This window comes from Enterovirga rhinocerotis, assembly GCF_004363955.1.
GTDB lineage: Bacteria > Pseudomonadota > Alphaproteobacteria > Rhizobiales > Beijerinckiaceae > Enterovirga > Enterovirga rhinocerotis.
In genome coordinates, this window is sequence record NZ_SNZR01000016.1 from 204,354 (window position 1) to 224,801 (window position 20,448).

Annotated in this window: 20 protein-coding genes; 5 read left to right on the plus strand and 15 right to left on the minus strand. The window is 70.5% G+C overall.

Going from position 1 to position 20,448, the window contains the following annotated elements; all coding sequences use genetic code 11:
• From EV668_RS21575 to EV668_RS21625, 11 genes are all read right to left on the minus strand, one after another.
• Positions 1–483, minus strand: a complete 483-nt coding sequence (locus EV668_RS21575) for a DUF2721 domain-containing protein (protein ID WP_133774055.1) — start codon at positions 481–483, stop codon at positions 1–3.
• 65 nt (positions 484–548) lie between these two features.
• On the minus strand, positions 549–3,725 hold the full coding sequence (locus EV668_RS21580; protein WP_133774057.1) for an efflux RND transporter permease subunit: 3,177 nt from the start codon (positions 3,723–3,725) through the stop codon (positions 549–551).
• Positions 3,722–5,050, minus strand: a complete 1,329-nt coding sequence (locus tag EV668_RS21585) for an efflux RND transporter periplasmic adaptor subunit (RefSeq protein WP_133774060.1) — start codon at positions 5,048–5,050, stop codon at positions 3,722–3,724. Before EV668_RS21585 ends, EV668_RS21580 begins: the two co-directional genes overlap by 4 nt.
• A complete protein-coding gene (locus tag EV668_RS21590; protein ID WP_133774062.1) occupies positions 5,047–6,510 on the minus strand; it encodes an efflux transporter outer membrane subunit in 1,464 nt (487 codons plus the stop codon). Before EV668_RS21590 ends, EV668_RS21585 begins: the two co-directional genes overlap by 4 nt.
• Before the next feature lie 133 nt (positions 6,511–6,643).
• Positions 6,644–8,032, minus strand: coding sequence for a phosphopantothenoylcysteine decarboxylase domain-containing protein (locus tag EV668_RS21595; RefSeq protein ID WP_133774064.1), 1,389 nt, complete (start codon positions 8,030–8,032; stop codon positions 6,644–6,646).
• Positions 8,029–8,451: a PIN domain-containing protein gene (locus tag EV668_RS21600; protein ID WP_245513357.1), complete on the minus strand. Its 423-nt coding sequence runs from the start codon at positions 8,449–8,451 to the stop codon at positions 8,029–8,031. Before EV668_RS21600 ends, EV668_RS21595 begins: the two co-directional genes overlap by 4 nt.
• An 8-nt stretch (positions 8,452–8,459) precedes the next feature.
• Complete coding sequence (locus EV668_RS21605; RefSeq protein ID WP_133774068.1) at positions 8,460–8,726, minus strand: type II toxin-antitoxin system Phd/YefM family antitoxin; 267 nt, start codon at positions 8,724–8,726, stop codon at positions 8,460–8,462.
• A gap of 52 nt (positions 8,727–8,778) precedes the next feature.
• Positions 8,779–10,344, minus strand: a complete 1,566-nt coding sequence (gene ubiB / locus EV668_RS21610) for a 2-polyprenylphenol 6-hydroxylase (RefSeq protein WP_133774070.1) — start codon at positions 10,342–10,344, stop codon at positions 8,779–8,781.
• A gap of 190 nt (positions 10,345–10,534) precedes the next feature.
• Entirely contained in the window at positions 10,535–11,308 is a 774-nt protein-coding gene (ubiE, locus tag EV668_RS21615; protein ID WP_133774233.1) for a bifunctional demethylmenaquinone methyltransferase/2-methoxy-6-polyprenyl-1,4-benzoquinol methylase UbiE, read from the minus strand.
• Between the two features lie 279 nt (positions 11,309–11,587).
• A complete protein-coding gene (locus EV668_RS21620) occupies positions 11,588–11,842 on the minus strand; it encodes a DUF2312 domain-containing protein (protein WP_133774072.1) in 255 nt (84 codons plus the stop codon).
• 80 nt (positions 11,843–11,922) lie between these two features.
• A complete protein-coding gene (locus tag EV668_RS21625; RefSeq protein WP_133774074.1) occupies positions 11,923–12,225 on the minus strand; it encodes a DUF1244 domain-containing protein in 303 nt (100 codons plus the stop codon).
• 89 nt (positions 12,226–12,314) lie between these two features.
• Between EV668_RS21625 and EV668_RS21630 the strand changes: the two genes are divergently transcribed.
• The 4 genes from EV668_RS21630 (at position 12,315) to EV668_RS21645 (ending at position 15,645) form a co-directional block, all read left to right on the plus strand.
• On the plus strand, positions 12,315–12,911 hold the full coding sequence (locus tag EV668_RS21630) for a DUF1287 domain-containing protein (RefSeq protein WP_133774076.1): 597 nt from the start codon (positions 12,315–12,317) through the stop codon (positions 12,909–12,911).
• A 61-nt stretch (positions 12,912–12,972) separates the two neighbouring features.
• A complete protein-coding gene (locus EV668_RS21635) occupies positions 12,973–13,893 on the plus strand; it encodes a DMT family transporter (RefSeq protein WP_133774079.1) in 921 nt (306 codons plus the stop codon).
• The gene (locus EV668_RS21640) at positions 13,890–15,176 is read left to right on the plus strand and encodes a glycerate kinase type-2 family protein (RefSeq protein ID WP_133774081.1); all 1,287 of its coding nucleotides are present in this window, start codon (positions 13,890–13,892) and stop codon (positions 15,174–15,176) included. Before EV668_RS21635 ends, EV668_RS21640 begins: the two co-directional genes overlap by 4 nt.
• Before the next feature lie 58 nt (positions 15,177–15,234).
• Positions 15,235–15,645 (plus strand): DUF1036 domain-containing protein, encoded by a 411-nt coding sequence (locus tag EV668_RS21645; RefSeq protein WP_342636847.1) that lies wholly within the window; start codon positions 15,235–15,237, stop codon positions 15,643–15,645.
• A 167-nt stretch (positions 15,646–15,812) separates the two neighbouring features.
• On the opposite strand, the gene serA is transcribed toward EV668_RS21645, so the two are convergent.
• The 3 genes from serA to EV668_RS21660 all read right to left on the minus strand — a co-directional run bounded on the left by serA (position 15,813) and on the right by EV668_RS21660 (position 19,321).
• Positions 15,813–17,405, minus strand: coding sequence for a phosphoglycerate dehydrogenase (gene serA / locus EV668_RS21650; protein ID WP_133774085.1), 1,593 nt, complete (start codon positions 17,403–17,405; stop codon positions 15,813–15,815).
• A gap of 121 nt (positions 17,406–17,526) precedes the next feature.
• Complete coding sequence (locus EV668_RS21655) at positions 17,527–17,973, minus strand: SseB family protein (RefSeq protein ID WP_133774087.1); 447 nt, start codon at positions 17,971–17,973, stop codon at positions 17,527–17,529.
• Positions 17,974–18,142: 169 nt separating this feature from the next.
• Positions 18,143–19,321 (minus strand): phosphoserine transaminase, encoded by a 1,179-nt coding sequence (locus EV668_RS21660; RefSeq protein ID WP_133774235.1) that lies wholly within the window; start codon positions 19,319–19,321, stop codon positions 18,143–18,145.
• Between the two features lie 184 nt (positions 19,322–19,505).
• Between EV668_RS21660 and EV668_RS21665 the strand changes: the two genes are divergently transcribed.
• Positions 19,506–20,096 (plus strand): NADPH-dependent FMN reductase, encoded by a 591-nt coding sequence (locus EV668_RS21665; protein WP_133774089.1) that lies wholly within the window; start codon positions 19,506–19,508, stop codon positions 20,094–20,096.
• Positions 20,097–20,180: 84 nt separating this feature from the next.
• Here the strand turns inward: EV668_RS21665 and EV668_RS21670 are convergent, their stop codons facing one another.
• Complete coding sequence (locus EV668_RS21670; RefSeq protein WP_133774091.1) at positions 20,181–20,444, minus strand: hypothetical protein; 264 nt, start codon at positions 20,442–20,444, stop codon at positions 20,181–20,183.
• Positions 20,445–20,448 lie beyond the last annotated feature (4 nt).

Consider the following 20,448-nt stretch of genomic DNA (forward strand, 5'->3'; position numbering starts at 1 on the left):
TCAGCGGGCGAAATCCCTCTCGGCGGCGGCCTGCGCGGCATCCTGCCGGTCGACCGTGGCCCGGATGGCCCGGCCCGAGAGCAGCGTCTCGCTGAGGAAGAGCGAGAGCGCCGAGATGGCGAAGCAGAGGGCGAGGCCGAAGGTGCCGACGATCAGCTTCGCGACGATCGGCTCGTGCTGGCTCGCGAAGAGCAGGAGGGCGGTGAGACAGGTCAGGGCCGCACCGATGCCGGCGAGAACGACAGCGGCGTCGAGAAGGATCGCTCGCCGCCGCAGCCGGTCGAGCTGGCGCGTCAGGAACGCCATGTCCTCCTCGGAGGCGTTGCGGATCTGAGCCGTGACGAGATCGACGCGATCGGCCACCCGCCCGAGGCGGGTGCTGAAGACGTTGAGCAGAACGGCGATGCCCGAGAGCAGGAAGACCGGCGTCAGCGCGATCTGGATCGAATGGGCGATGGTCTCGGCTGGCAGGGTGGGCGGCATCGTGGCTTTCCGTCAGGACGCCTCCTCGATGCGGTGTCGGCGACGAGAGATCAACCGGGCGTCGATCACCCCGCGATGCGCCCGCCCCGCAGCGGCAGTTCGGGCTGGAAGGGCTCGCGGGCGGCGCTCCCGCCCCAGCGGCGGCGCAGCCCCTCGAAGCCGAGATAGATGACCGGCGTCGTGTAGAGCGTGATGAGCTGGCTCAGCACGAGGCCGCCGATGATGGTGATGCCGAGCGGCACCCGCAGCTCGAAGCCCGGGCCGTGGCCGATGGCGAGCGGGACGGCGCCGAGCAGCGCGGCGAGCGTCGTCATCATGATCGGCCGGAAGCGCAGGCGGCAGGCCTTCACGATGGAATCGAGCGGCGACAGCCCCTCGTCGCGCTCGGCGACCAGGGCGAAGTCGATCATCATGATCGCGTTCTTCTTCACGATGCCCATCAGCAGGATGATGCCGATCAGCGCGACGACCGAGAGGTCGTGCCCGAAGGCCATCAGCGCGAGGAGCGCCCCGACGCCCGCCGAGGGCAGGGTCGAGAGGATCGTGAGCGGGTGGATGAAGCTCTCGTAGAGCATCCCGAGGACGATGTAGATCGTGATCGCGGCGGCGAGGATCAGCCAGGGCTGGCCCGCGAGGGCGTGCTGGAACTCGGCCGCGTCGCCCGAGAAGGAGCCCGTCACCGAACTCGGCAGGCCCGCCTCGCGCTCGACGCGGGCGACGGCCTCGACGGCCGTGCCGATGGCCGAGCCCGGCGCGACGTCGAACGAGATCGTCGCGGCCGGGAACTGCTCCTGGTGGGCGATGGAGAGCGGCGCGGTGGTCCGCTCCATCCGGGTGAAGGCGGAGAGCGGGATCTGCGGCGCCCGCGCGCCCTGCGCGGTGGTCGGGGCGGCGCCGGTCGTCGACAGCGTGACCTGCAGGCTCGCCGGCACATAGAGCTTCGAGAGGGCGTCCGGGCTCTGCTGGTATTGGGGCGAGGCCTCCAGCACGACGCGAAACTGGTTCGACTGGCCGTAGATGGTCGAGATCTGGCGCTGGCCGAAGGCGTCGTTCAGCGCATCCGTCACCGTCTGGATCGAGACGCCGAGCCGGCCCGCGGTCTCGCGGTCGACGATCAGCTTGGCGCGCAGCCCTCCCTCCTGCGTCTCGAGCGCGACGTTGCGCAGGGCGGGATCCGCGCGGAGGGCCTGCGCCATCCGGGCGGCCCAGGCCGAGACCTCGGCCGCCTCCACCCCCGAAAGCGTGTACTGGTACTGAGATCGGCTCGCCCGCGTCGCGATGCGGATGTCGGGCACGGTCTGGACGTAGAGCGTCGCGCCGGGAATGCCGGCGGCGGCCGCCTTCAGGCGCTCCCCGATCTCGGCCGCGGAGGCGCGCCTGTCGGCGAGGGGCTTCAGCACCGCCGTGAGCCGGGCGACGTTGGGAGTCGGGTTCAGCGGCCCGACGCCGACGACGCCGGTCACGGACACGACGTCCCCGTCGCGCCGGATCACGGCCGAGACCTCGTCCTGCAGCCGCGTCATCTCCGCGAAGGAGGCGTCGGGCGCCGCCTCGACCACGATCGAGAGCAGCCCCGTATCCTGGTCCGGAAGGAACCCCTTTGGGATCACGACGTAGAGCCAGCCGGTCAGAGCGAGGGTCGCCGCCATCACGGCCATCATCAGGCTCGGCCGCTTCAGCACCCAGAGCAGCGTCACGTCGTAGACGCGGCTCATCCAGCGGATCGGCGCCTCGACGATGCGCTGCCAGCGCGACTCGCCCTCTTGGCGGCGCAGCAGCATCGCGCACATCATCGGCGTCAGCGTCAGCGAGATGATCGCCGAGACGACGACCGCGATCGTCAGGGTGAGGGCGAATTCGCGGAACATCCGGCCGACGAGGCCGGTCATGAACAGGAGCGGGATGAAGACCGCGACGAGCGAGACGGTGAGCGAGATGATCGTGAAGCCGATCTCGCGCGCGCCCGAGAGCGCCGCCTCGAAGGGGCGGTCGCCCTCCTCGATCTTGCGCACGATGTTCTCGATCATGACGATGGCGTCGTCGACGACGAAGCCGGTGCCGATCGTGAGCGCCATCAGGGACAGATTGTCGAGGCTGAACCCGGCGAGCCACATCACCCCGAAGGTCGCGACGATCGAGAGCGGCAGCGCGACGCCCGCGATGATCGTCGCCCGCACCGTGCGCAGGAACAGGAGCACGACCAGCACGACCAGCACGCAGGACAGGACGAGCGTGAACTGGACCTCGTGGATCGAGGCGCGGATCGTATCGGTGCGGTCCTGGACGAGCTTCAGCTCGACCCCGGCGGGAATGGCGTTCTGAAGGCGGGGCAGCTGCGCGCGCAGGCGATCGACCGTGTCGACGACGTTCGCGCCCGGCTGGCGCTGGACGTCGAGGATGACCGCCGTGTCGGCGCCGAGGCGCCCGGCGACGCGCGAATCCTCGAGCCCGTCGACGATCTCGGCCACGTCCCGCAGGAAGACGGGCGCACCGTTGCGATAGGTGAGGATGATCTCACGATAGGCTTCGACCGCCGCCAGCTGGTCGTTGGCCGCGATCGTATAGGCCTGGGCCGGCCCGTCGAGCGCGCCTTTCGGGCCGGCGACGTTCGCGGCGGTGACGGCGGTGCGGATGTCGGCGAGGCTCATCCCGTAGGCGGCGAGGCGCGCGAGATCGGCCTGGATGCGGATCGCCGGGCGGACCCCGCCCTGGATCGTGACCGCACCGACGCCCGAGACTTCCGCCAGCCTCTGCGCGATCAGCGTGTCGGCGAGGTCCGACAGCGCGCGGAGCGGCACCGTCTTCGAGGTCAGCGCGATGGTGACGATGGCCGCATCGGCCGGGTTCACCTTGTTGTAGGTCGGCGGGTAGGGGAGGTTTCGCGGCAGGGTCGAGCCGGCGGCGTTGATGGCCGATTGCACGTCCTGGGCGGCCGAATCGATGTCGCGGTCGAGCTCGAATTGCAGCGTCACCTGCGACAGGCCGAAGCTCGATTGCGAGGACATGCCCGCGAGGGCCGGGATCTGCCCGAACTGGCGTTCGAGGGGCGCTGTGACGAGCGAGGCGATGGTGTCCGGATTGGCGCCCGGCAGGCGGGTCGTGACCTGGATCGTGGGGAAATCGACCTGCGGCAGGCTCGCCACCGGCAGCCGCAGGAAGCCGAGGATGCCGCAGATGAGGATCGCGATCCCGAGAAGCGAGGTCGCGATCGGCCGCCGGATGAAGGGCGAGGAGACGCTCACGGGCGCGGCGAGCCCGTCCCCGTCGGAGCCTCGGGCCGGGGAGTGGCGGGCGTGCCGTCGGGCCCGCCGCGCCGCGGCTCGCGGCCCTCGCCGGGCGGCTGGGCGCGGCGGCCCGGACGGGACTCGCCGCCTGCGGGCGGAGCACCCGGCTGCGCGCGCTTATCGGGCGGATCCGTGACGGAGATGCTCGCGCCGTCGGTCAGGCGGACGAAGCCCGCCGTGACGATCCGCTCCGGCGGGGTGACGCCCGAGGCCAGCACCGTGATCGCCTCCGTCTGGCGCGCGATCGAGACCGGCCGCAGCACCGCCTTGTCGCCCTCGGCCACGTAGACGAAGGGTCCGCTCGGCCCGCGCTGGACCGCGGCCGTCGGCACGACCGTGACGTCGCGCAGGATCTGCGTCGTGAGACGCACGTTCACGAAGGCGCCCGGCCAGAGGGGAAGGGCGTCGTTCGGGAAGACGGCCTTCAGCCGGACCGTCCCGGTCGCCTGGTCGACCTGGTTGTCGATCACCTCCAGCCGACCGCGCTCGATCACCGTCGTGTTGTCCGCCTCCAGCGCCTCGACGGGCACCGGGCCGGCGGCCATCGCCGCGGTGACGGCGCGCAGATGCTGCTGGGGCAGGTTGAACAGGAGCGCGATGGGCTTCAGCTGGGTGATGACGACGAGCCCCGTCGTGTCCCCGGCGCGGACGATGTTGCCCTGGTCGACGAGACGGATGCCGAGGCGGCCGTCGAGGGGGGCGCGGATCACGGTGTAGTCGAGCACCGCCTTGGCGTTGTCGATCGCGGCCTGATCGGCCTGGACCTGGGCCTCGAGCTGGGCGACCAGCGCGCGCTGCGTGTCGGCCTGCTGGCGCGAGCCGGAATTGGTCGCGGCGAGCGCGACGTAGCGCCGGAGGTCGAGCCTCGCATTGGCGAGGCTGGCCTCGTCCTGGGCCTTCTTGGCGACGGCCTGATCGTATTGCGCCTGATAGACGGCCGGATCGATGCGGGCGAGGATCTCGCCGCTCTTGACGTCCTGGCCCTCCCGGAAGGCGAGTTCGATCAACCGCCCGTCGACCTGCGAGCGCACGGTGACGGTGTTCAGCGCCTGGACCGTGCCGACGGCGTCGAGCGTCACCGGGACATCCTCCTTGCGCGAGGCCTCGACCACGACCGCCGCCGGCCCCTCGCCGGGGCCGCGCCGCCCTCCTCCGCGTCGCGTCGGGCGGCCCTGCCCCTCGCTCACGCCCGGTCCTGCCGGTCCCGACATCTCCTTCCAGACGTACCAGCCGCCGGCGGCGACCAGCAGAAGAAGGATCAGGACCTTGGTGGCGCGCGTCATGGCGCCTCGGACCCGACCGGCATGACCAGAGGCGCGACGCCGGTCGCCACGGGCTGCGCCCGGCTCTGCGTGAAGCCGCCGCCCAGCGCCTGGAACAGCGAGACGGCGGCGTTGAAGCGCAGGAGACGCGCCTGGGCGAGCGCGTCCTGCGCGTTGAAGAGAGTCGTCTGCACGGTGAACAGCGTCACGGTGTCGATCGTGCCGGCCCGAAGCTGCGTCTCGGTGATGTCGAGCGCCCGGCGCGAGGCGGCGACCGCGTCGCGCTGGCGGGCCTCGAGCTCGGCCGTCTGGCGGACGGCGATGAGCGCGTTCTCGACATCGGCGAGGCTCTGCACGATGGCTTTCTTGTAGGCCGCCGCGAGTTCGGCCGTGCGGCCGCGCTCGAAATCGAGCCGTCCCTTGAGCGCGGCACCGTCGAAGATCGGCTGCGTCAGGCCCGCCGCCGCCGAATAGATCGCCGTGTTCGGGCCGAGCAGCGAGCGCAGGGCGACGCTCTGGAAACCGCCGGATCCCGTGAGCTGGATCGTCGGGAAGAAGGCCGCCCGAGCCGAGGCGACGGAGGCCTCGGCCGAGGCGAGGCTCGCCTCGGCCAGCCCGATGTCGGGCCGCCGCAGCAGCAGCGCCGAGGGCAGACCCGGGCGTGGGGAGGGGATGCGGAGCGCGTTGAGGCTGCCGCCCTTGATCGCGACGCTCTCGGGCGTGCGTCCCATGAGGACCGCGAGCGTGTTGCGGTTCTGCTGCACCGCCTGGACGAGGGGCGGGATGCGCGCGCGCTGCGTCGCGACCACGCTCTCCTGCTGCGCGGTGTCGAGCGCGGTCCCGGTCCCGGCGCCGAGCCGGCTTCGCACCGCGTCGAGCACGCGCTGGGCGATACGCAGGTTCTCCTGCGCGATCCGCAGCCGATCCTGTGCCGACAGCACGTCGAAATAGGTGTTGGCGACGGCCGCCATCGTGGCGAGCGCCACCGTATCCCGGTCGAAGCGGCTCGCCCGCGCCGAATCGTCGGCCGCGCGCGCCGCGAAGCGGTTCTTGCCGAAGAGGTCGAGTTCGTAGGACGCCGTGAGGCCGAGGCCGACCCGGTTCGAGATCACGGGCCCCGCCCGCGTCGCGGTCTGGACCCGCGAGCCGTCGCCCGTGCCCCCGAGGAACGGGAACAGGGCGGAGCTCGCGATCACCGCCTGAGCCTCGGCCTGGTTGATCCGGGCGATGGCCGCCTCGACGTCGAAATTCTGCGCCATCGCCACGGCGACGAGCCGGTTCAGCTCCGCCGAGCCGAACCCCGTCGCCCAGTCCGGCCTCGGCGCGGGAGCCGGTGCCCCACCGCCGCCCGCGCGAAACGCGGTCGGGATCGGCAGGGCCGTATCGGGCGGGACGATCTGGCAGGAGGCGAGCGCCAGCGCGGACGCTGCGATGAACGGGATCCGATACCGAGAGGGCGAGGGGAGGCGCGAATTCGGCATCGGAATGTCAGGCCGGGGCAGCGGCGATCCTCGTCGAGGTCCTCTTGTCCGAACGATCCTGACCGGAGAACGGGGCCGTTTTACGGGTGCCCGCACCGGCCGAGAAGAGGCGGTCGGGCCACATGGAGAAGAATTAATCCGGTTTAACGTTTGCGCGCGGGGCGAGTTCGGCGAACCGCGCCACGAGCCGGCGCGCCACCTCCTCCTTGCCGAGGCTCGGCCAGGATTCGACCCCGGCCGCCGTCACGAGATGCACCGCGTTCTCGGCGCCGCCCATGATCCCGGTGCCCGGCGAGACGTCGTTGGCGACGATGAGATCGCAGCCCTTGCGCGCGAGCTTCGCCTGCGCGTGCTCGATCACCCGTTCGGTCTCGGCCGCGAAGCCGACGACGAGCGGCGGCCGGCCGGCCGGAAGGTGCGCGACGGTCTTCAGGATGTCGGGGTTGAGGGCGAGGCGCAGAGGCGGAGGCTCGCTGCCGTCCTTCTTCAGCTTCTGCTCCGATTCGCCCGCCGCCCTCCAATCGGCGACGGCTGCGGCGAAGATCGCGATATCGGCTGGCAGCGCCTTTTCCACCGCCGCCAGCATCTCGCGGGCGCTCTCGACATGGACGATCTCGACGCCGGCCGGATCGGGGATCGCGACCGGCCCGGAGACGAGTGTCACCCGCGCCCCCGCTGCCGCCGCCGCGGCGGCGATGGCGTGGCCCTGGCGGCCCGAGGAGCGGTTCGCGATGTAGCGCACGGGGTCGATCGGCTCGTGTGTCGGGCCGGAGGTGACGAGGACATGGCGGCCGGAGAGGGCGCGCCCAGATTCCTTGCCCACTTCTCCGGACCGGGGACTCCCTCCCTCCTCATCCTGAGGTGCCTCGCAAAGCGAGGCCTCGAAGGACGCACCGCCCTGGGTGCTTCGAGGCCGGCCTCCGGCTGGCACCTCAGCATGAGGACGCGAGGGGATCGGGCGCTCCGGTGTGATGCCGCTCGCGATCATCCCCTCGAGCGCCGCCACGATCTCGAGCGGCTCGGCGAGGCGGCCGGGGCCCCATTCGGCCTCGGCCATGGCGCCTTCGTTCGGGCCGACCACCTGGACGCCATCGTCTTTGAGGGTGGCGAGGTTCCGCTGCGTCGCCGGGTGCTGCCACATGCGCACGTTCATGGCGGGCGCGATCAGGATCGGCAGCGTCGTCGCGAGGAGGATCGTCGTCGCGAGGTCGTCGGCATGGCCGCCCGCCATCCGGGCCATGAGATTGGCGGTCGCCGGCGCGACGACGATGGCATCGGCGTCGCGGGCGAGGCGGATATGGCCGATTTCGGTCTCGAGATTGCGGTCGAAGAGGTCGGTATGGGCCGGCTCGCCGCACAGGGCGGCCGCCGAGAGCGGCGTGATGAAATGCTGCGCTCCGGCCGTCAGGACCGGCCGCACCCTGGCGCCACGTTCGCGCAGCCGCCGGATCAGGTCGAGCGACTTGTAGGCCGCGATGCCGCCGCCGATGACGAGAAGGATGCGCCGGCCGTCGAGAATCATCGGACATCCTCGGGCGCCCGGAACGGAACGCCGAAAGCGGAGAAGTGGCGGGCGTTGAAGGTCACGACCGTGCGATCCGTCAACTGGGCGCAGGCCGCGATGCAGGCATCGGCGAGGCCCGGAGAAATCCCGGCCGTTTCGGCTTTCGCCAGCAATTGACCGGTGCGTGTCGCGACGCGCGCATCGACGGCCAGGAGGCGCGAACCGAAGAAGTCCTCAATTCCGTCCACCCAAGCATCGAGGATCGACGCTTTTCGTGTCGCGCCGCGGAGCTTCAGCCGGTCGACGCCGAAACGCAGCTCCGTCAGCGTGACGACGCAGACAAAGCTCAAGCCCTTGTGACGTGACAGCCAGCCGTCGACCAGCTCGAAGTCCCGGGAGACCGGCGACGTCCGTGAGACAACGTCGGTATCGAGCACGAACAAGCCTATTCGCCGAAGAGCGGCTTGGACCGGAGAGGAATCGGACCGGGCGCAACTTCGAGCCATTCGTCGTGGCTCAGAGGAAAGCAGCGGAGGTGTTCCTCGAAGGAGCGAGTGGGGCTGCCCTCCCGCGCCCGCTCCCACTCCGCTTCGGACACGACGACGACCGCCTCGCGTCCCCGTCGGGCGACCCGCTGCGGCTCGCCCGCGAGGGCGGCATCCATCACGTCGCCGAGATGGGCCCGGGCGTCCCTGACCAGCCACGTCTTCATGCATCGTCTCCGATGTACAAGATGCACATCTCGCGCGCAGGTCGCAAGGCGGCTAGAACCCGGACGCGATCCCGATCAGCAGAAGCGCGACGATGACCCAGAGGCCCCAGGCGATCCAGCCCAGGGCGCGCGCCGGACGACGGCCGATCCCGGTGATGGAATCGTGTTCGAGCTGGAGAGACCGATCGGTCACCGTCTCGAGCTTGGTCAGGATGCGCTCGGCCCGCTGCGCCATCTCGGGCGCGTCGGCCAGCACGCGGGCGAGATCGGCGAGGCCGCGTCCCGCCTGCTCAACGCGGCCGATGGGGCCGAGATGCCGCTCGATCCAGCCCCGCGCCACCGGCTCGGCGGCGGCCCAGATGTTGAGCTTCGGATCGAGCGAGCGCGCGACGCCCTCGACGACGACCATGGTCTTCTGGAGCATGATCAGCTCGGTGCGGGTCGTCATGTCGAAGAGGGCCGTGATCTCGAACAGAAGCGTCAGCAGCTTCGCCATCGAGATCTCGTCGGCCCGCCGGTCGTGGATCGGCTCGCCGATGGCGCGAAGCGCCTGGGCGAAATCCTCGACCGAATGGCTCGGCGGCACGTAGCCGGCCTCGAAATGGACCATGGCCACCCGGCGATAGTCGCGCAGGATGAAGCCGAGCAGGATCTCGGCGAGGAAGCGCCGCTCCTTGAGGCCGAGGCGGCCCATGATGCCGGTATCGACGGCGACGAGACGGCCTTCCGCATCCACCATCAGGTTTCCGGGATGCATGTCGGCGTGGAAGAAGCCGTCCCGGATCGCCTGTTTCAGGAAGGACTGGATCAGGTTCCGCGCGAGGGCCGGCCGGTCGTGCCCCGCCGCCTCGATCGCATCGAGCCGGTGGAGCGGGATGCCGTCGATCCATTCGGTGGCGAGGATGTCGCGGCTCGTCAGCTCCCAATCGGGCTTCGGGACGCGGAAATCGGTGTCGTCCGCCGTGTTCTCGGCGAGTTCGGAGAGCGCCGCCGCCTCGAGCCGGAGGTCCGTCTCGACGGCGACCGAGCGGGCGAGAATCTCGACGGTGCCCGTGGGCTTGAGGCGCCGCGCTTCCGGCAGGCGCCGCTCGGCGATGCGGGCCGAGAAGCGCATCGCCTGGAGGTCGCGGGCGAAGCGCTCGCGCACGCCGGGCCGGATGACCTTGATCGCGAGGACGCGGCCGTCGCGGGCGGTCACGGCCTTGTGGACCTGCGCGATCGAGGCCGCCGCCACCGGATCGCTGAAGCTCGAGAAGACCGCATCGACGGGCCGGCCGAGCGCGGCCTCGATCGTCGCCTCCGCCTCCGCGCGCGGGAAGGGCGGCATCCGGTCCTGCAGGCTCTCGAGATCGCGCGCCGCCTGGACGCCGACGATGTCGGGCCGCGTCGCGAGGAACTGGCCGAACTTCACGTAGGATGGGCCGAGCCGGGTCAGCGCGGCGGAGAGCCGTGTCGCCCCCGTGCCTGCATCGCGCCGCTCGACCAGGCGAGCGATGCGCAGGCCGAGCCGCGCGCCCGGCGGCAGCACCGAGGCGTCGACCAGCGACAAGGCTCCCTCGCGGGCGAGCACGAAGCCCGTGCGCAGGTTCCGGACGAGATGCGCGATGGATCCGATCATCGGGAGGTCTCACCCTCCCTTGGAGGGGGAGGGTCGGACCGTAGGTCCGGGGTGGGGTGACGCGCGGTGTCCGCCTCGATGGCGGGGGACGATGATAAAAGGCGGGTGTCACCCCACCCCGACGGCTTCGCCGTCGACCCTCCCCCTCCAGGGGAGGGTGAGCACGCCGTCCGCTCCACCGGGATGCCCACTAGATCTTCCAACCCGAATGGATCGCCACGACGCCGCCCGTCAGCGGACGATGCGAGACGCGGCGGAAGCCGGCCTCCTCGATCATCCGCTCGAAGGTGGCCGGCGGCGGGAACTGGCGGATCGATTCGACGAGGTACTGGTAGGAGGCGCGGTCCTTGGTCACCCATTCGCCGAGCTTGGGGATGACGTTGAAGGAATAGGCCTCGTAGATCGCGTCCAGGCCCGGCACGTCGACATGCGAGAATTCGAGGCAGAGGAAGCGCGAGCCGGGTCGCAGCACCCGGTGCGCCTCGGCGAGCGCCCGCTCGATCCGGGGCACGTTGCGGATGCCGAAGGCGATCGTGTAGCCGTCATAGGAGGCGTCGGCGAAGGGAAGCTCCTCCGCATTGGCCTCCACGAACTCCGCCCGCTCGATCCCCCGCTTCTCCGCGCGCTCGCGGCCGACGGCGAGCATCGCGGCGTTGATGTCGGCGACCGTGACCGAGGTCTTCGCCCCGCCCGCCTCGAGGACGCGGAAGGCGACGTCGCCCGTGCCGCCGGCGACGTCGAGATGGCGGAAAGGCCGCGTGCGCGAGGGCCGCAGCATCGAGACGAGCGCCTGTTTCCAGAGCCGGTGAAGGCCGGCCGACATCAGGTCGTTCATCAGGTCGTAGCGACCCGCGACCGAATGGAAGACTTCGTCGACCCGCCCCTGCTTCTCGCCGAGCGGTACGTCCTCGAAGCCGAAATGCGTGGTGTCGTCGCCGCGCGGGCTGTGGTTCGCGTCCTGCATGAAGCCGGCATAGCGAAAAGCCGGGAGCAGCGCCACGCGGGGCGGCGGTCCGAATGAAGGCCGGGACGCGACCGGGAGTCACGGAGCGCGCCGATCCGGCTCGACCTCGCGTCTCACCCTCCCCTGGAGGGGGAGGGTCGCCGGCGAAGCCGGCGGGGTGGGGTGAAAACCACCTCGCCGTCGGCTTCGACGTCGTCGCGGAGGATGCCGCGCATCACCCCACCCCGGACCTTCGGTCCGACCCTCCCCCTCCAGGGGAGGGTCTGTGCCCGCCGCCGCTCAGTTCATCCCTAGGGCCTGCATGTAGAGGTCGAGGATGGCCTCCTGCTCCTGCCGCTCCTCATGATCCTGCTTGCGGATGCGCAGGATCTGGCGGACGGCCTTGGAATCGAAGCCGCGGCCCTTCAGCTCCGCGAAGACGTCCTTGATGTCGCCCGCGATGCCGGCCTTCTCCTCCTCGAGACGCTCGATACGCTCGATGAACTGCTTCAGCTCTTCGGCTGCAACGCCGGATTCGGCGACATCCGCGACCATGGCCGGGGCATCCTCTTGGACGGTTGAAACAAAAAGCCGCGCGGCCGTGGACCCACGGCGACAAGCGCGGCCAGGGCGTCTTAATGCCTGTGGCCGGCCTTGTCGAACGCCGCCGCCTGGGCGGGCGTCGCCTCCGTCTGGTGCTTCGCCTTCCACTCCTCGTAGGGCATGCCGTAGACCTCCTCGCGGCTGGCCTCCTTCGAGAGCGCGACGCCGCGCTCGTCGGCTGCGTCCTTGAGCCAGTTCGACAGGCAGTTTCGGCAGAACCCGGCGAGGTTCATGAGGTCGATGTTCTGAACATCGGTGCGCTCGCGCAGGTGCCGGACGAGCCGCCGGAAGGCCGCGGCTTCGAGTTCGGTGCGGGTTTTGTCGTCGAAATCCATGCTGCCCTTCCTTCTCCTCGGACCCGGCCCGGCCTCAAATTCGGCCGATTGCGGCGGCGCCTGTCGATCGAACGTATATCGGAGCCGCCATGATCCTTCACCGCCGTTCGGTGCTCTTCGGCCTTGCCGGCCTCGTCCCGTCGCTGGCGGCGGCCGATGAGTGGAGCGCCCGGCTCGTCGCGGCCGCCCAGGGGCAGGTCGGCGTGACGACGATCTACGATCCCGCCTATGTCAGGCTGGATTATCCCGGAGGCGATGTGCCGCGGGCGCGCGGGGTCTGCACCGATGTCGTCATCCGCGCCTATCGCGACGCCTTCGCTGTCGATCTGCAGAAGTTCGTCCACGAGGACATGCGCTCGGCCTTCGCGGCTTATCCTAAGATCTGGGGCCAGACGCGGCCCGACCGCAACATCGACCACCGCCGCGTGCCCAATCTCGAGACCTTCTTCTCTCGCCGGCGGGCCGCGCTGCCGGTCTCGGAGACCGGCGCGGATTATCGACCCGGCGATCTCGTGACCCAGCGCCTACCGGGCAACCTGCCGCATATCGCCATCGTCACGGCCCGGACGACGCGGGACGGAAAGCGGCCCCTTCTGGCGCACAATATCGGCTCCGGCACCCAGGTCGAGGACATCCTCTTCTCCTATCGGATCGTCGGCCATTACCGCTGGCGGCCGGCGGCCTGACCCGCGGCGAGCGGCCGGCGTGGCGCGGCACCTGGAAATGGCCTAGGAGCGGCCCGTCGCCATGGCCTCCCTCCCCCGATCCGATACGGCCGGTTCCGGTCTCGCGCTGCCGCTCGCCGCGTTGATCCTCGGCGCCTGGGCGATGGGCATGTCGCCGATCTTCGTGCGGCTCGCCTCCCCCGAGGTCGGGCCCTTCGCCTCGGCCTTCTGGCGCGTCGCGCTCGCCCTGCCGCTGCTTTATGGCTGGATGCGGATCGAGGACCGCACCGGAAGCGGACGGCGCGGGCCGATCCGCCCCGCGGCCCTTCTGGCGGGTGCCGCCTTCGCGGGCGATCTCCTGTTCTGGCACCTCTCGATCATGGCGACGAGCGTCGCCAACGCGACCTTCTTCGCCACCACCGCCCCGGTCTTCGTCGTCCTCGCGACCTGGCTCGTGCTGCGCCGGCGGGTCTCGGGCGCGACGCTCGGAGGCCTCGCCCTCTGTCTTGCGGGCGGCGCGGCGCTCGTCTTCGAGAGCCTGGCGGTCGATCCCGGCCGGCTGCGGGGCGATCTCTACGGCGTCGTCACGGCCACCTTTTTCGCGATGTACCTTCTCGCCATGGCGCGGGCGCGCGAAGGCGAAGGCGCTGCCCGTGTCACGTTCTGGTCGTCGGTCGTCACCGCCGCCATCCTCCTCGTCGCGGCGGTTCTCTTCGACCGGGACGTGTTCTGGGCGCAGCGGGCCGAGACCTGGGCGGCCCTCGCGGGGCTCGCTCTCGTCAGCCAGGCGGGCGGACAGGGGCTGCTCGCGGTCGCGCTCGGCCGGCTTCCGGCCGTGTTCTCCTCGCTCGTCATTTTCCTCGAAGCGGTCTTCGCGGCCGCTGCCGGCTGGATCGTGCTGGGCGAGCCGCTTTCGCTGGTCCAATATGGCGGCGGCGCGCTGATCCTCCTCGGGATCGTTCTCGCGCGTCCGAAACGGCCGACGGAAGGGGAGGCGCCATGATCGAGCCCGACGCGCGCACGCGCCACCTCCTGCTCCGCCTGTTCGAGACGGCCGTGGAATCGGCCCATCCGCGCCATTGCCTCGCGCCGCATCTGCCGGAGCCGCCGGCCGGGCGGCTCATCCTGCTTGCGGCCGGCAAGGCGGGCGCCTCGATGGCGGCGGTCGCCGCCGCGCATTACCGCCGGCTCGGACAGCACGACATCGCGGGCCTCGCGGTCTGCCGGCACGGCTACGGCGAGCCGGTCGACGGCATCGAGGTGGTGGAGGCCGGCCATCCGGTCCCCGATGCGGCGGGCGTCGCCGCGACGGAGCGCGTGCTCGACCTCGCACGGGGAGCCGGCGCGGACGATCTCGTCCTCGTCCTCCTCTCGGGCGGCGGCTCTGCCAACTGGATCGCCCCCGCGCCGGGCCTCCCGCTCTCGGCGAAACAGGCCCTGACCAAGGCGCTTCTGCGCTCGGGCGCCGATATCGGCGAGATCAACACGGTGCGAAAGCATCTCTCCCGCATCAAGGGCGGGCGCCTCGCGGTGGCGGCCGCCCCGGCCCGGCTTCTCACGCTCGCGATCTCGGACGTGCCGCACGACGATCCGAGCGTCATCGCCTCCGGCCCCACCGTGCCCGACCCGACCAGCCTCGCCGATGCCCGCGCCGTCCTCGCCCGGCGTGGGATCGAGCCCGGCCCCGAGGTCGCGGCGCTCCTCGCCGATCCCGCGAGCGAGAGCCCGAAGCCCGGCGATCCGGCCTTCGACCGCAGCGAGTACCGGATCGTCTCCCGCCCGGCCGACATGATCGCCGCCGTCTCCGAGGCGGTCCGTGCCGCCGGCTACGAGCCGATCTCGCTCGGACCCGATCTCGAAGGCGAGGCCCGCGAGGTCGCCGCCGCCCATGCCGAGATGGCGAAGGAGCTCAAGGCGGCGGGGCGTAAGGCCGCGCTGATCTCGGGCGGCGAGCTGACGGTCACGATCCGCGGCGAGGGCGGGCGCGGCGGCCCGAACCAGGAATACGCGCTGGCGCTGGCGCTCGCCCTCGGCGGAGCCGAGGGGATCGCGGCGATCGCGGGCGACACCGACGGCACCGATGGCGGCGCGGGATCGGCGAGCGACCCGGCCGGCGCACTCGTCGACCCGACGCTTCTGGTCCGCGCCTCCGCCCGCAGCCTCGATGCCGCGGATTGCCTCGCCGCCAACGATTCGACCACATTCTTCGACAGAACGGGCGATCTCGTCGTCCCTGGCCCCACCCGCACCAACGTCAATGATTGTCGCATTATCCTGGTCGGCTAGCCCCCGTTCGGCCCGCCTCCTCATCGCCGCCGGAGCCGCCTGCATCGGCCTTCTGGCGATGCCCGGATCCGCGCGCGCGGATCTGCGCATGTGCAACAACACCGAGAGCCGGGTCGGCGTCTCGCTCGGCTATCGCGATGCGAGCGGCTGGGTGACGGAGGGCTGGTGGAACCTCAAGGGCCGCACCTGCGAGACCCTGGTGCGCGGCGAGCTCTCGGCGAAGTACTTCTACGTCTACGCGGTCGATTACGACCGCGGCGGGGAGTGGAACGGCCGCTCCTTCATGTGCACGCGCGAGCGCGAATTCGTCATCCGCGGCGTCGAGGATTGCCTCGCCCGCGGCTTCGATCGCTCGGGCTTCATCGAGATCGATACCGGCCAGCAGAAGGCCTGGACGATCGAGCTGACCGATCCCGGCCGGAGCATGCCGGGCGCGCCGCCCGCAATCGCGGCGGCGCCGCGGGGATAGGCGCCGCGCCGGCCGGGGCTCGGAGCCTGGCGCGAAGGACGCCCCACCGTTCCTCATGCTGAGGTGCCGATCGGAGATCGGCCTCGAAGCACGCACAACCGTGGTTCGTCCTTCGAGGCCTCGCGTCGCGAGGCACCTCAGGATGAGGTGGGCGAGTGCCCGGCCTCTCAGAACGCGAGCGGCTTCGCCTGTTTCACGCCCGGAATGGTCTGCACGCGGGCCAGCACGTCGGCGGGCAGCGGCCCGTCGACCTCGACGAGGGCGATGGCCGAGCCGCCGGGCTGGTCGCGGCCGAGGGCGAAGGTCGCGATGTTGACGCCGGCATCGCCCAGCGTCGTCGCGAAACGGCCGACGAAGCCCGGCTTGTCCTCGTTCGAGACATAGATCATCGAGGGCGCGAACTCCGCCTCGACCTTGAGGCCCTTGATGTCGACGATGCGCGGCCGGCCGTCGGCGAAGACCGTGCCGGAGACCCCGCGCTCGCCGCGCTCGGTCTCGACCGCGACGGTCACGAGCGAATCGTAATCGCCGCCCGCATCGCGGATCATCTCCTCGACGATCACGCCCCGCTCCTTGGCGATCGAGGGGGCGGAGACGACGTTCACGTCGGCCAGCATCGGGCGCAGGATGCCCGCGATGGCGGCGCTGGTCAGCGCCTTCGTCTTCATGCCGGCGACCTCGCCCTCGTAGGTGATGCGCACGCGGCCGATCCCGGTCTCGGTGAGCTGGCCGGCGAAGGAGCCGAGCTTCTCGGCGAGGGCGATATACGGCTTCAGCCGCGGCGCCTCCTCGGCGGTGATCGAGGGGAAGTTCACCGCATTCGTGATCGCGCCCTTGAGGAGGTAGTCCGACATCTGCTCGGCGACCTGGAGCGCGACGTTCTCCTGCGCCTCCGAGGTCGCCGCGCCGAGATGCGGCGTGCAGACGACGTTCGGATGGCCGAAGAGCACGTTCTCCGTCGCGGGCTCGGTGACGAAGACGTCGAAGGCCGCCCCCGCCACATGGCCCGAATCGAGCGCGGCGCGCAGGGCCTGCTCGTCGACGAGGCCGCCGCGGGCGCAATTGACGATGCGCACGCCCGCCTTCGCCTTGGCGAGGTTCTCGGCCGAGAGGATGTTCTTCGTCTTCTCCGTCAGCGGCGTGTGGAGCGTGATGATGTCGGCGCGAGCCAGAAGCTCGTCGAGCTCGACCTTCTCGACGCCGAGATCGAGCGCCCGCTCCGGCGACAGGAAGGGATCGAAGGCGACGACGCGCATCCGGAGCCCGATGGCGCGCTCGGCGACGATCGCGCCGATATTGCCGCAGCCGATGATGCCGAGCGTCTTGCCGGTGATCTCGACGCCCATGAAGCGGTTCTTCTCCCACTTGCCGGCCTGGGTCGAGGCGTCGGCGGCGGGGATCTGGCGCGCGAGCGCGAACATCATGGCGATGGCGTGCTCCGCGGTCGTGATCGAATTGCCGAAGGGCGTGTTCATCACGATCACGCCGCGCGCGGTCGCCGCCGGGATGTCGACATTGTCGACGCCGATCCCGGCCCGGCCGATCACCTTCAGGCGGGCAGCCTTCTCGAGAATCTTCGGCGTGACCTTCGTCGCCGAGCGGATGGCGAGGCCGTCATACTCGCCGATGATGGCGGCGAGCCTGTCCTTGTCCTTGCCGAGATCGGGCTGGAAATCGACCTCGACGCCGCGATCCTTGAAGATCTGCACGGCGGCGGGCGAGAGGGCGTCGGAGATGAGGACGCGGGGCTTGGTCGTCATGGGAGGCTCCTTGGAGGCCTATCCCGTCATTGCGAGGAGGCGAAGCCGACGAAGCAACCCAGGGGTCGCCGCACGGAAGCTGGGTTGCTTCGCTTCGCTCGCAATGACGGGGCGATGGGGTTCAATGGGCGGTGAAGCCGCCGCGCAGCAGCGCGGCGGCGTCGTCGGAATCGAGGTCGAGCGCGTAATCCGAGCCCGGATTGAGCACGAACCGCGCGCCCGGATGGCGGGCGAGGAGGTCGCGCACCTTGTCGGGCGCGATCACGTGGTCCCGCTGGTAGAAGGCCTGGGCCCGGACGGGGGCCGAGAAGAACGGCACGGCGGGCTCTCCGCCCCGTTCGGCGGCGCCGAGTTCGAGCCGCACGCCCTCCGGAATGATCGCCCGCCCGTCCGCTCCCGTCTCGACGCGCGAGCCGTCGGCGAGAAGGAGGGCGAGATAGACCTCCCGGTCGAGCAGGTCGCGCATGAAGGCGGTCCGCAGATGCGGCTCGTGCGCCGCGCGCACGAGCTCGATCTCGAGATCGTTCTGCGGCGAGAAGGCGTCGGTGCCGATGCTGTCGTCGGTCATGGTGATGCTCCAACCTCCCCTTCTCCCCTTGCGGGAGAAGGTGGCCCTCGCGTCAGCGAGGGTCGGATGAGGGGTGGACACGCGACGGATGCGGAGTTTCGCCCCTCATCCGTCAGCGCTTCGCGCTGCCACCGTCTCCCGCAAGGGGAGAAGGAAGGGGTGGCGGATTCTACGCCGCCTTCTGCGCCCGCTTCGCCTTCTCCGCGGCGAAGGCCCAGTCGAGCCAGCCGGTGAGGGCGGCGACATCCGCCGTCTCGACGGTCGCGCCGCACCAGATGCGCAGGCCCGGAGGCGCGTCGCGATAGGCGCCGATATCGTAGGCGACGCCTTCCGTCTCGAGCGCGGAGGCGAGGGCCTTCGAGAAGGCGGCGACCGCCTCCTGGCCGCCGGCCGTGATCTCGGGATCGGTGACGACGAGGCAGACGCTGGTGTTCGAGGCCGTCTCTGGCAGCTTGGCGAGGTTCTCGATCCAGGGCGTCCTGGCCACCCAGTCGAGCACCGCCTTCGCGTTGGCGTCCGAGCGGGCGACGAGCCCGTCGAGCCCGCCTTCCGCCTTCGCCCATTGCAGGGCGTCGATGTAATCCTCGACGCAGAGCATGGAGGGCGTGTTGATCGTCTCGCCCTGGAAGATGCCCTCGATCAGCTTGCCGCCCTTGGTCAGGCGGAAGATCTTCGGCATCGGCCAGGCCGGCACGTGGCTCTCGAGGCGTTCGACGGCGCGCGGCGACAGGATCAGCATCCCGTGCGCGGCCTCGCCGCCCAGCGCCTTCTGCCAGGAATAGGTCACGACATCGAGCTTCGCCCAATCGAGGCGCTGCGAGAACGCGGCCGAGGTGGCGTCGCAGATCGTCAGGCCCTCGCGGTCGGCCGCGATCCAGTCCGCATTCGGGACGCGCACGCCCGAGGTGGTGCCGTTCCACGTGAAGACCACGTCGCGCGTCCGGGTGTCGACCGCGGCGAGATCGGGCAGGGCGCCGTATTCGGCCTTGGTGATCTTCGCATCCGCGAGCTTGAGCTGCTTGACGACATCCGTCACCCAGCCTTCGCCGAAGCTTTCCCAGGCCAGCATCTCGACCGGGCGGGCGCCGAGCAGCGACCAGAGCGCCATCTCGACCGCGCCGGTATCGGAAGCCGGCACGATGCCGATGCGGTAATCCGCCGGCACCTGCAGCACCTCGCGCGTCAGGTCGATGGCGAGCTTCAGCTTCGCCTTGCCGACCTTGGCGCGGTGGGAGCGGCCGAGCGGCGCGTCCGTCAGAGCTTCGGGGGACCAGCCTGGGCGCTTGGCGCAAGGGCCGGACGAGAAATGGGGAACGTTCGGCCGCGAGGCGGGCCGGTTCAAAGGCATCATGGCCATCTGTAATCCATCCTTCCAGATGGGCGCCCTTCGGTGGGGAAGGGTCTCCCGCCGCGGCCTATGCGCCCGCGGCAGGCGGCTGGTCAAGTGCGAACGTGACGCGGCGGGGAACCATCGGTGCCCCATCCGTGATATCGGCGGTGGCCGCCTTGTCGCGCGGCATGGAGAGCACGGCATGGCGAACCGCATCCTCGTCTTCTACGGCTCCTACCGCTCCGACCGGATGGGAATCCGCCTCGCGCAATTCGTCACGCGCCGGCTCGTGGAGGCCGGGGACGAGGCCGAGCTCATCGACGCGAAGGCCGTCGGCCTGCCCATGCTCGACCGGATGTACAAGGAATACCCGAAGGGCGAGGCGCCGGAGGCGCTCGAGACGCTGGCCGGGAAGATCAGGGCGGCGGACGGCTTCGTCTTCGTCACGGGCGAATACAATTGGGGCATCCAGCCGGGCCTCAAGAACCTCACCGACCACTTCCTCGAGGAATGGTTCTGGCGCCCGGCCGCCATCGCCAGCTACTCGGCCGGCCGCATGGCCGGGGCACGCGCCGCCCTCGCCTGGCACGGCACGCTGTCCGAGATGGGCATGGTGGTCATTTCGAGCGCTCTCTCGGTCGGTCCGATCGGGCAGGCCCTGTCGGAGACCGGGGAGCCGACGGGCGAAGCCGGCGCGCGCCTCGCGAAAGGCTTCCCGCGCTTTGCGGACGATCTGCGCTGGTGGGTCGAGGCGGCGCAGGCGCAACGGGCCAAGCGCGCACCGCCCTATTGAACGGAGCTAAGCCCAATCGCCGTTGCCGAAGAGATCGAAGAACCCAACGGTCAGTCGAGACCGACCCTCATCCCTGCAATCCAGTCATCCGGCCATCATCTTCACCAGCACGCCGGTGGCGGCGATCGCAGCCACGATCAAGCCGCCGATACGCACGAGGATTTGGTGAGCGTGGAGCTCGAGGGTGGTGGCGATATGCTTTTCGAACGTCGCCAGGTCCTGTTTCGTGACGAGTTCCGCCATGATGAACTCCCGCGCAGCATCCGCATGCGCCTCGGCCTGCTCTTGCGGAATCCCCGCGTCTCGCAGGGTGCGGGCGTAGCCGAGGGTGTCGAATGCGTAGGCCATCGAC

Excerpts from the sequence above, each read along its gene's own strand:
- EV668_RS21575 (WP_133774055.1), bottom strand. The coding sequence starts at position 483 with ATGCCGCCCACCCTGCCAGCCGAGACCATCGCCCATTCGATCCAGATC.
- EV668_RS21585 (WP_133774060.1), bottom strand. The coding sequence starts at position 5,050 with ATGACGCGCGCCACCAAGGTCCTGATCCTTCTTCTGCTGGTCGCCGCC.
- EV668_RS21590 (WP_133774062.1), bottom strand. The coding sequence starts at position 6,510 with ATGCCGAATTCGCGCCTCCCCTCGCCCTCTCGGTATCGGATCCCGTTC.
- EV668_RS21595 (WP_133774064.1), bottom strand. The coding sequence starts at position 8,032 with ATGATTCTCGACGGCCGGCGCATCCTTCTCGTCATCGGCGGCGGCATC.
- EV668_RS21605 (WP_133774068.1), bottom strand. The coding sequence starts at position 8,726 with ATGAAGACGTGGCTGGTCAGGGACGCCCGGGCCCATCTCGGCGACGTG.
- ubiB (WP_133774070.1), bottom strand. The coding sequence starts at position 10,344 with ATGATCGGATCCATCGCGCATCTCGTCCGGAACCTGCGCACGGGCTTC.
- ubiE (WP_133774233.1), bottom strand. The coding sequence starts at position 11,308 with ATGCAGGACGCGAACCACAGCCCGCGCGGCGACGACACCACGCATTTC.
- EV668_RS21620 (WP_133774072.1), bottom strand. The coding sequence starts at position 11,842 with ATGGTCGCGGATGTCGCCGAATCCGGCGTTGCAGCCGAAGAGCTGAAG.
- EV668_RS21625 (WP_133774074.1), bottom strand. The coding sequence starts at position 12,225 with ATGGATTTCGACGACAAAACCCGCACCGAACTCGAAGCCGCGGCCTTC.
- EV668_RS21630 (WP_133774076.1), top strand. The coding sequence starts at position 12,315 with ATGATCCTTCACCGCCGTTCGGTGCTCTTCGGCCTTGCCGGCCTCGTC.
- EV668_RS21635 (WP_133774079.1), top strand. The coding sequence starts at position 12,973 with ATGGCCTCCCTCCCCCGATCCGATACGGCCGGTTCCGGTCTCGCGCTG.
- EV668_RS21640 (WP_133774081.1), top strand. The coding sequence starts at position 13,890 with ATGATCGAGCCCGACGCGCGCACGCGCCACCTCCTGCTCCGCCTGTTC.
- EV668_RS21645 (WP_342636847.1), top strand. The coding sequence starts at position 15,235 with ATGCCCGGATCCGCGCGCGCGGATCTGCGCATGTGCAACAACACCGAG.
- serA (WP_133774085.1), bottom strand. The coding sequence starts at position 17,405 with ATGACGACCAAGCCCCGCGTCCTCATCTCCGACGCCCTCTCGCCCGCC.
- EV668_RS21655 (WP_133774087.1), bottom strand. The coding sequence starts at position 17,973 with ATGACCGACGACAGCATCGGCACCGACGCCTTCTCGCCGCAGAACGAT.
- EV668_RS21660 (WP_133774235.1), bottom strand. The coding sequence starts at position 19,321 with ATGCCTTTGAACCGGCCCGCCTCGCGGCCGAACGTTCCCCATTTCTCG.
- EV668_RS21665 (WP_133774089.1), top strand. The coding sequence starts at position 19,506 with ATGGCGAACCGCATCCTCGTCTTCTACGGCTCCTACCGCTCCGACCGG.
- EV668_RS21670 (WP_133774091.1), bottom strand. The coding sequence starts at position 20,444 with ATGGCCTACGCATTCGACACCCTCGGCTACGCCCGCACCCTGCGAGAC.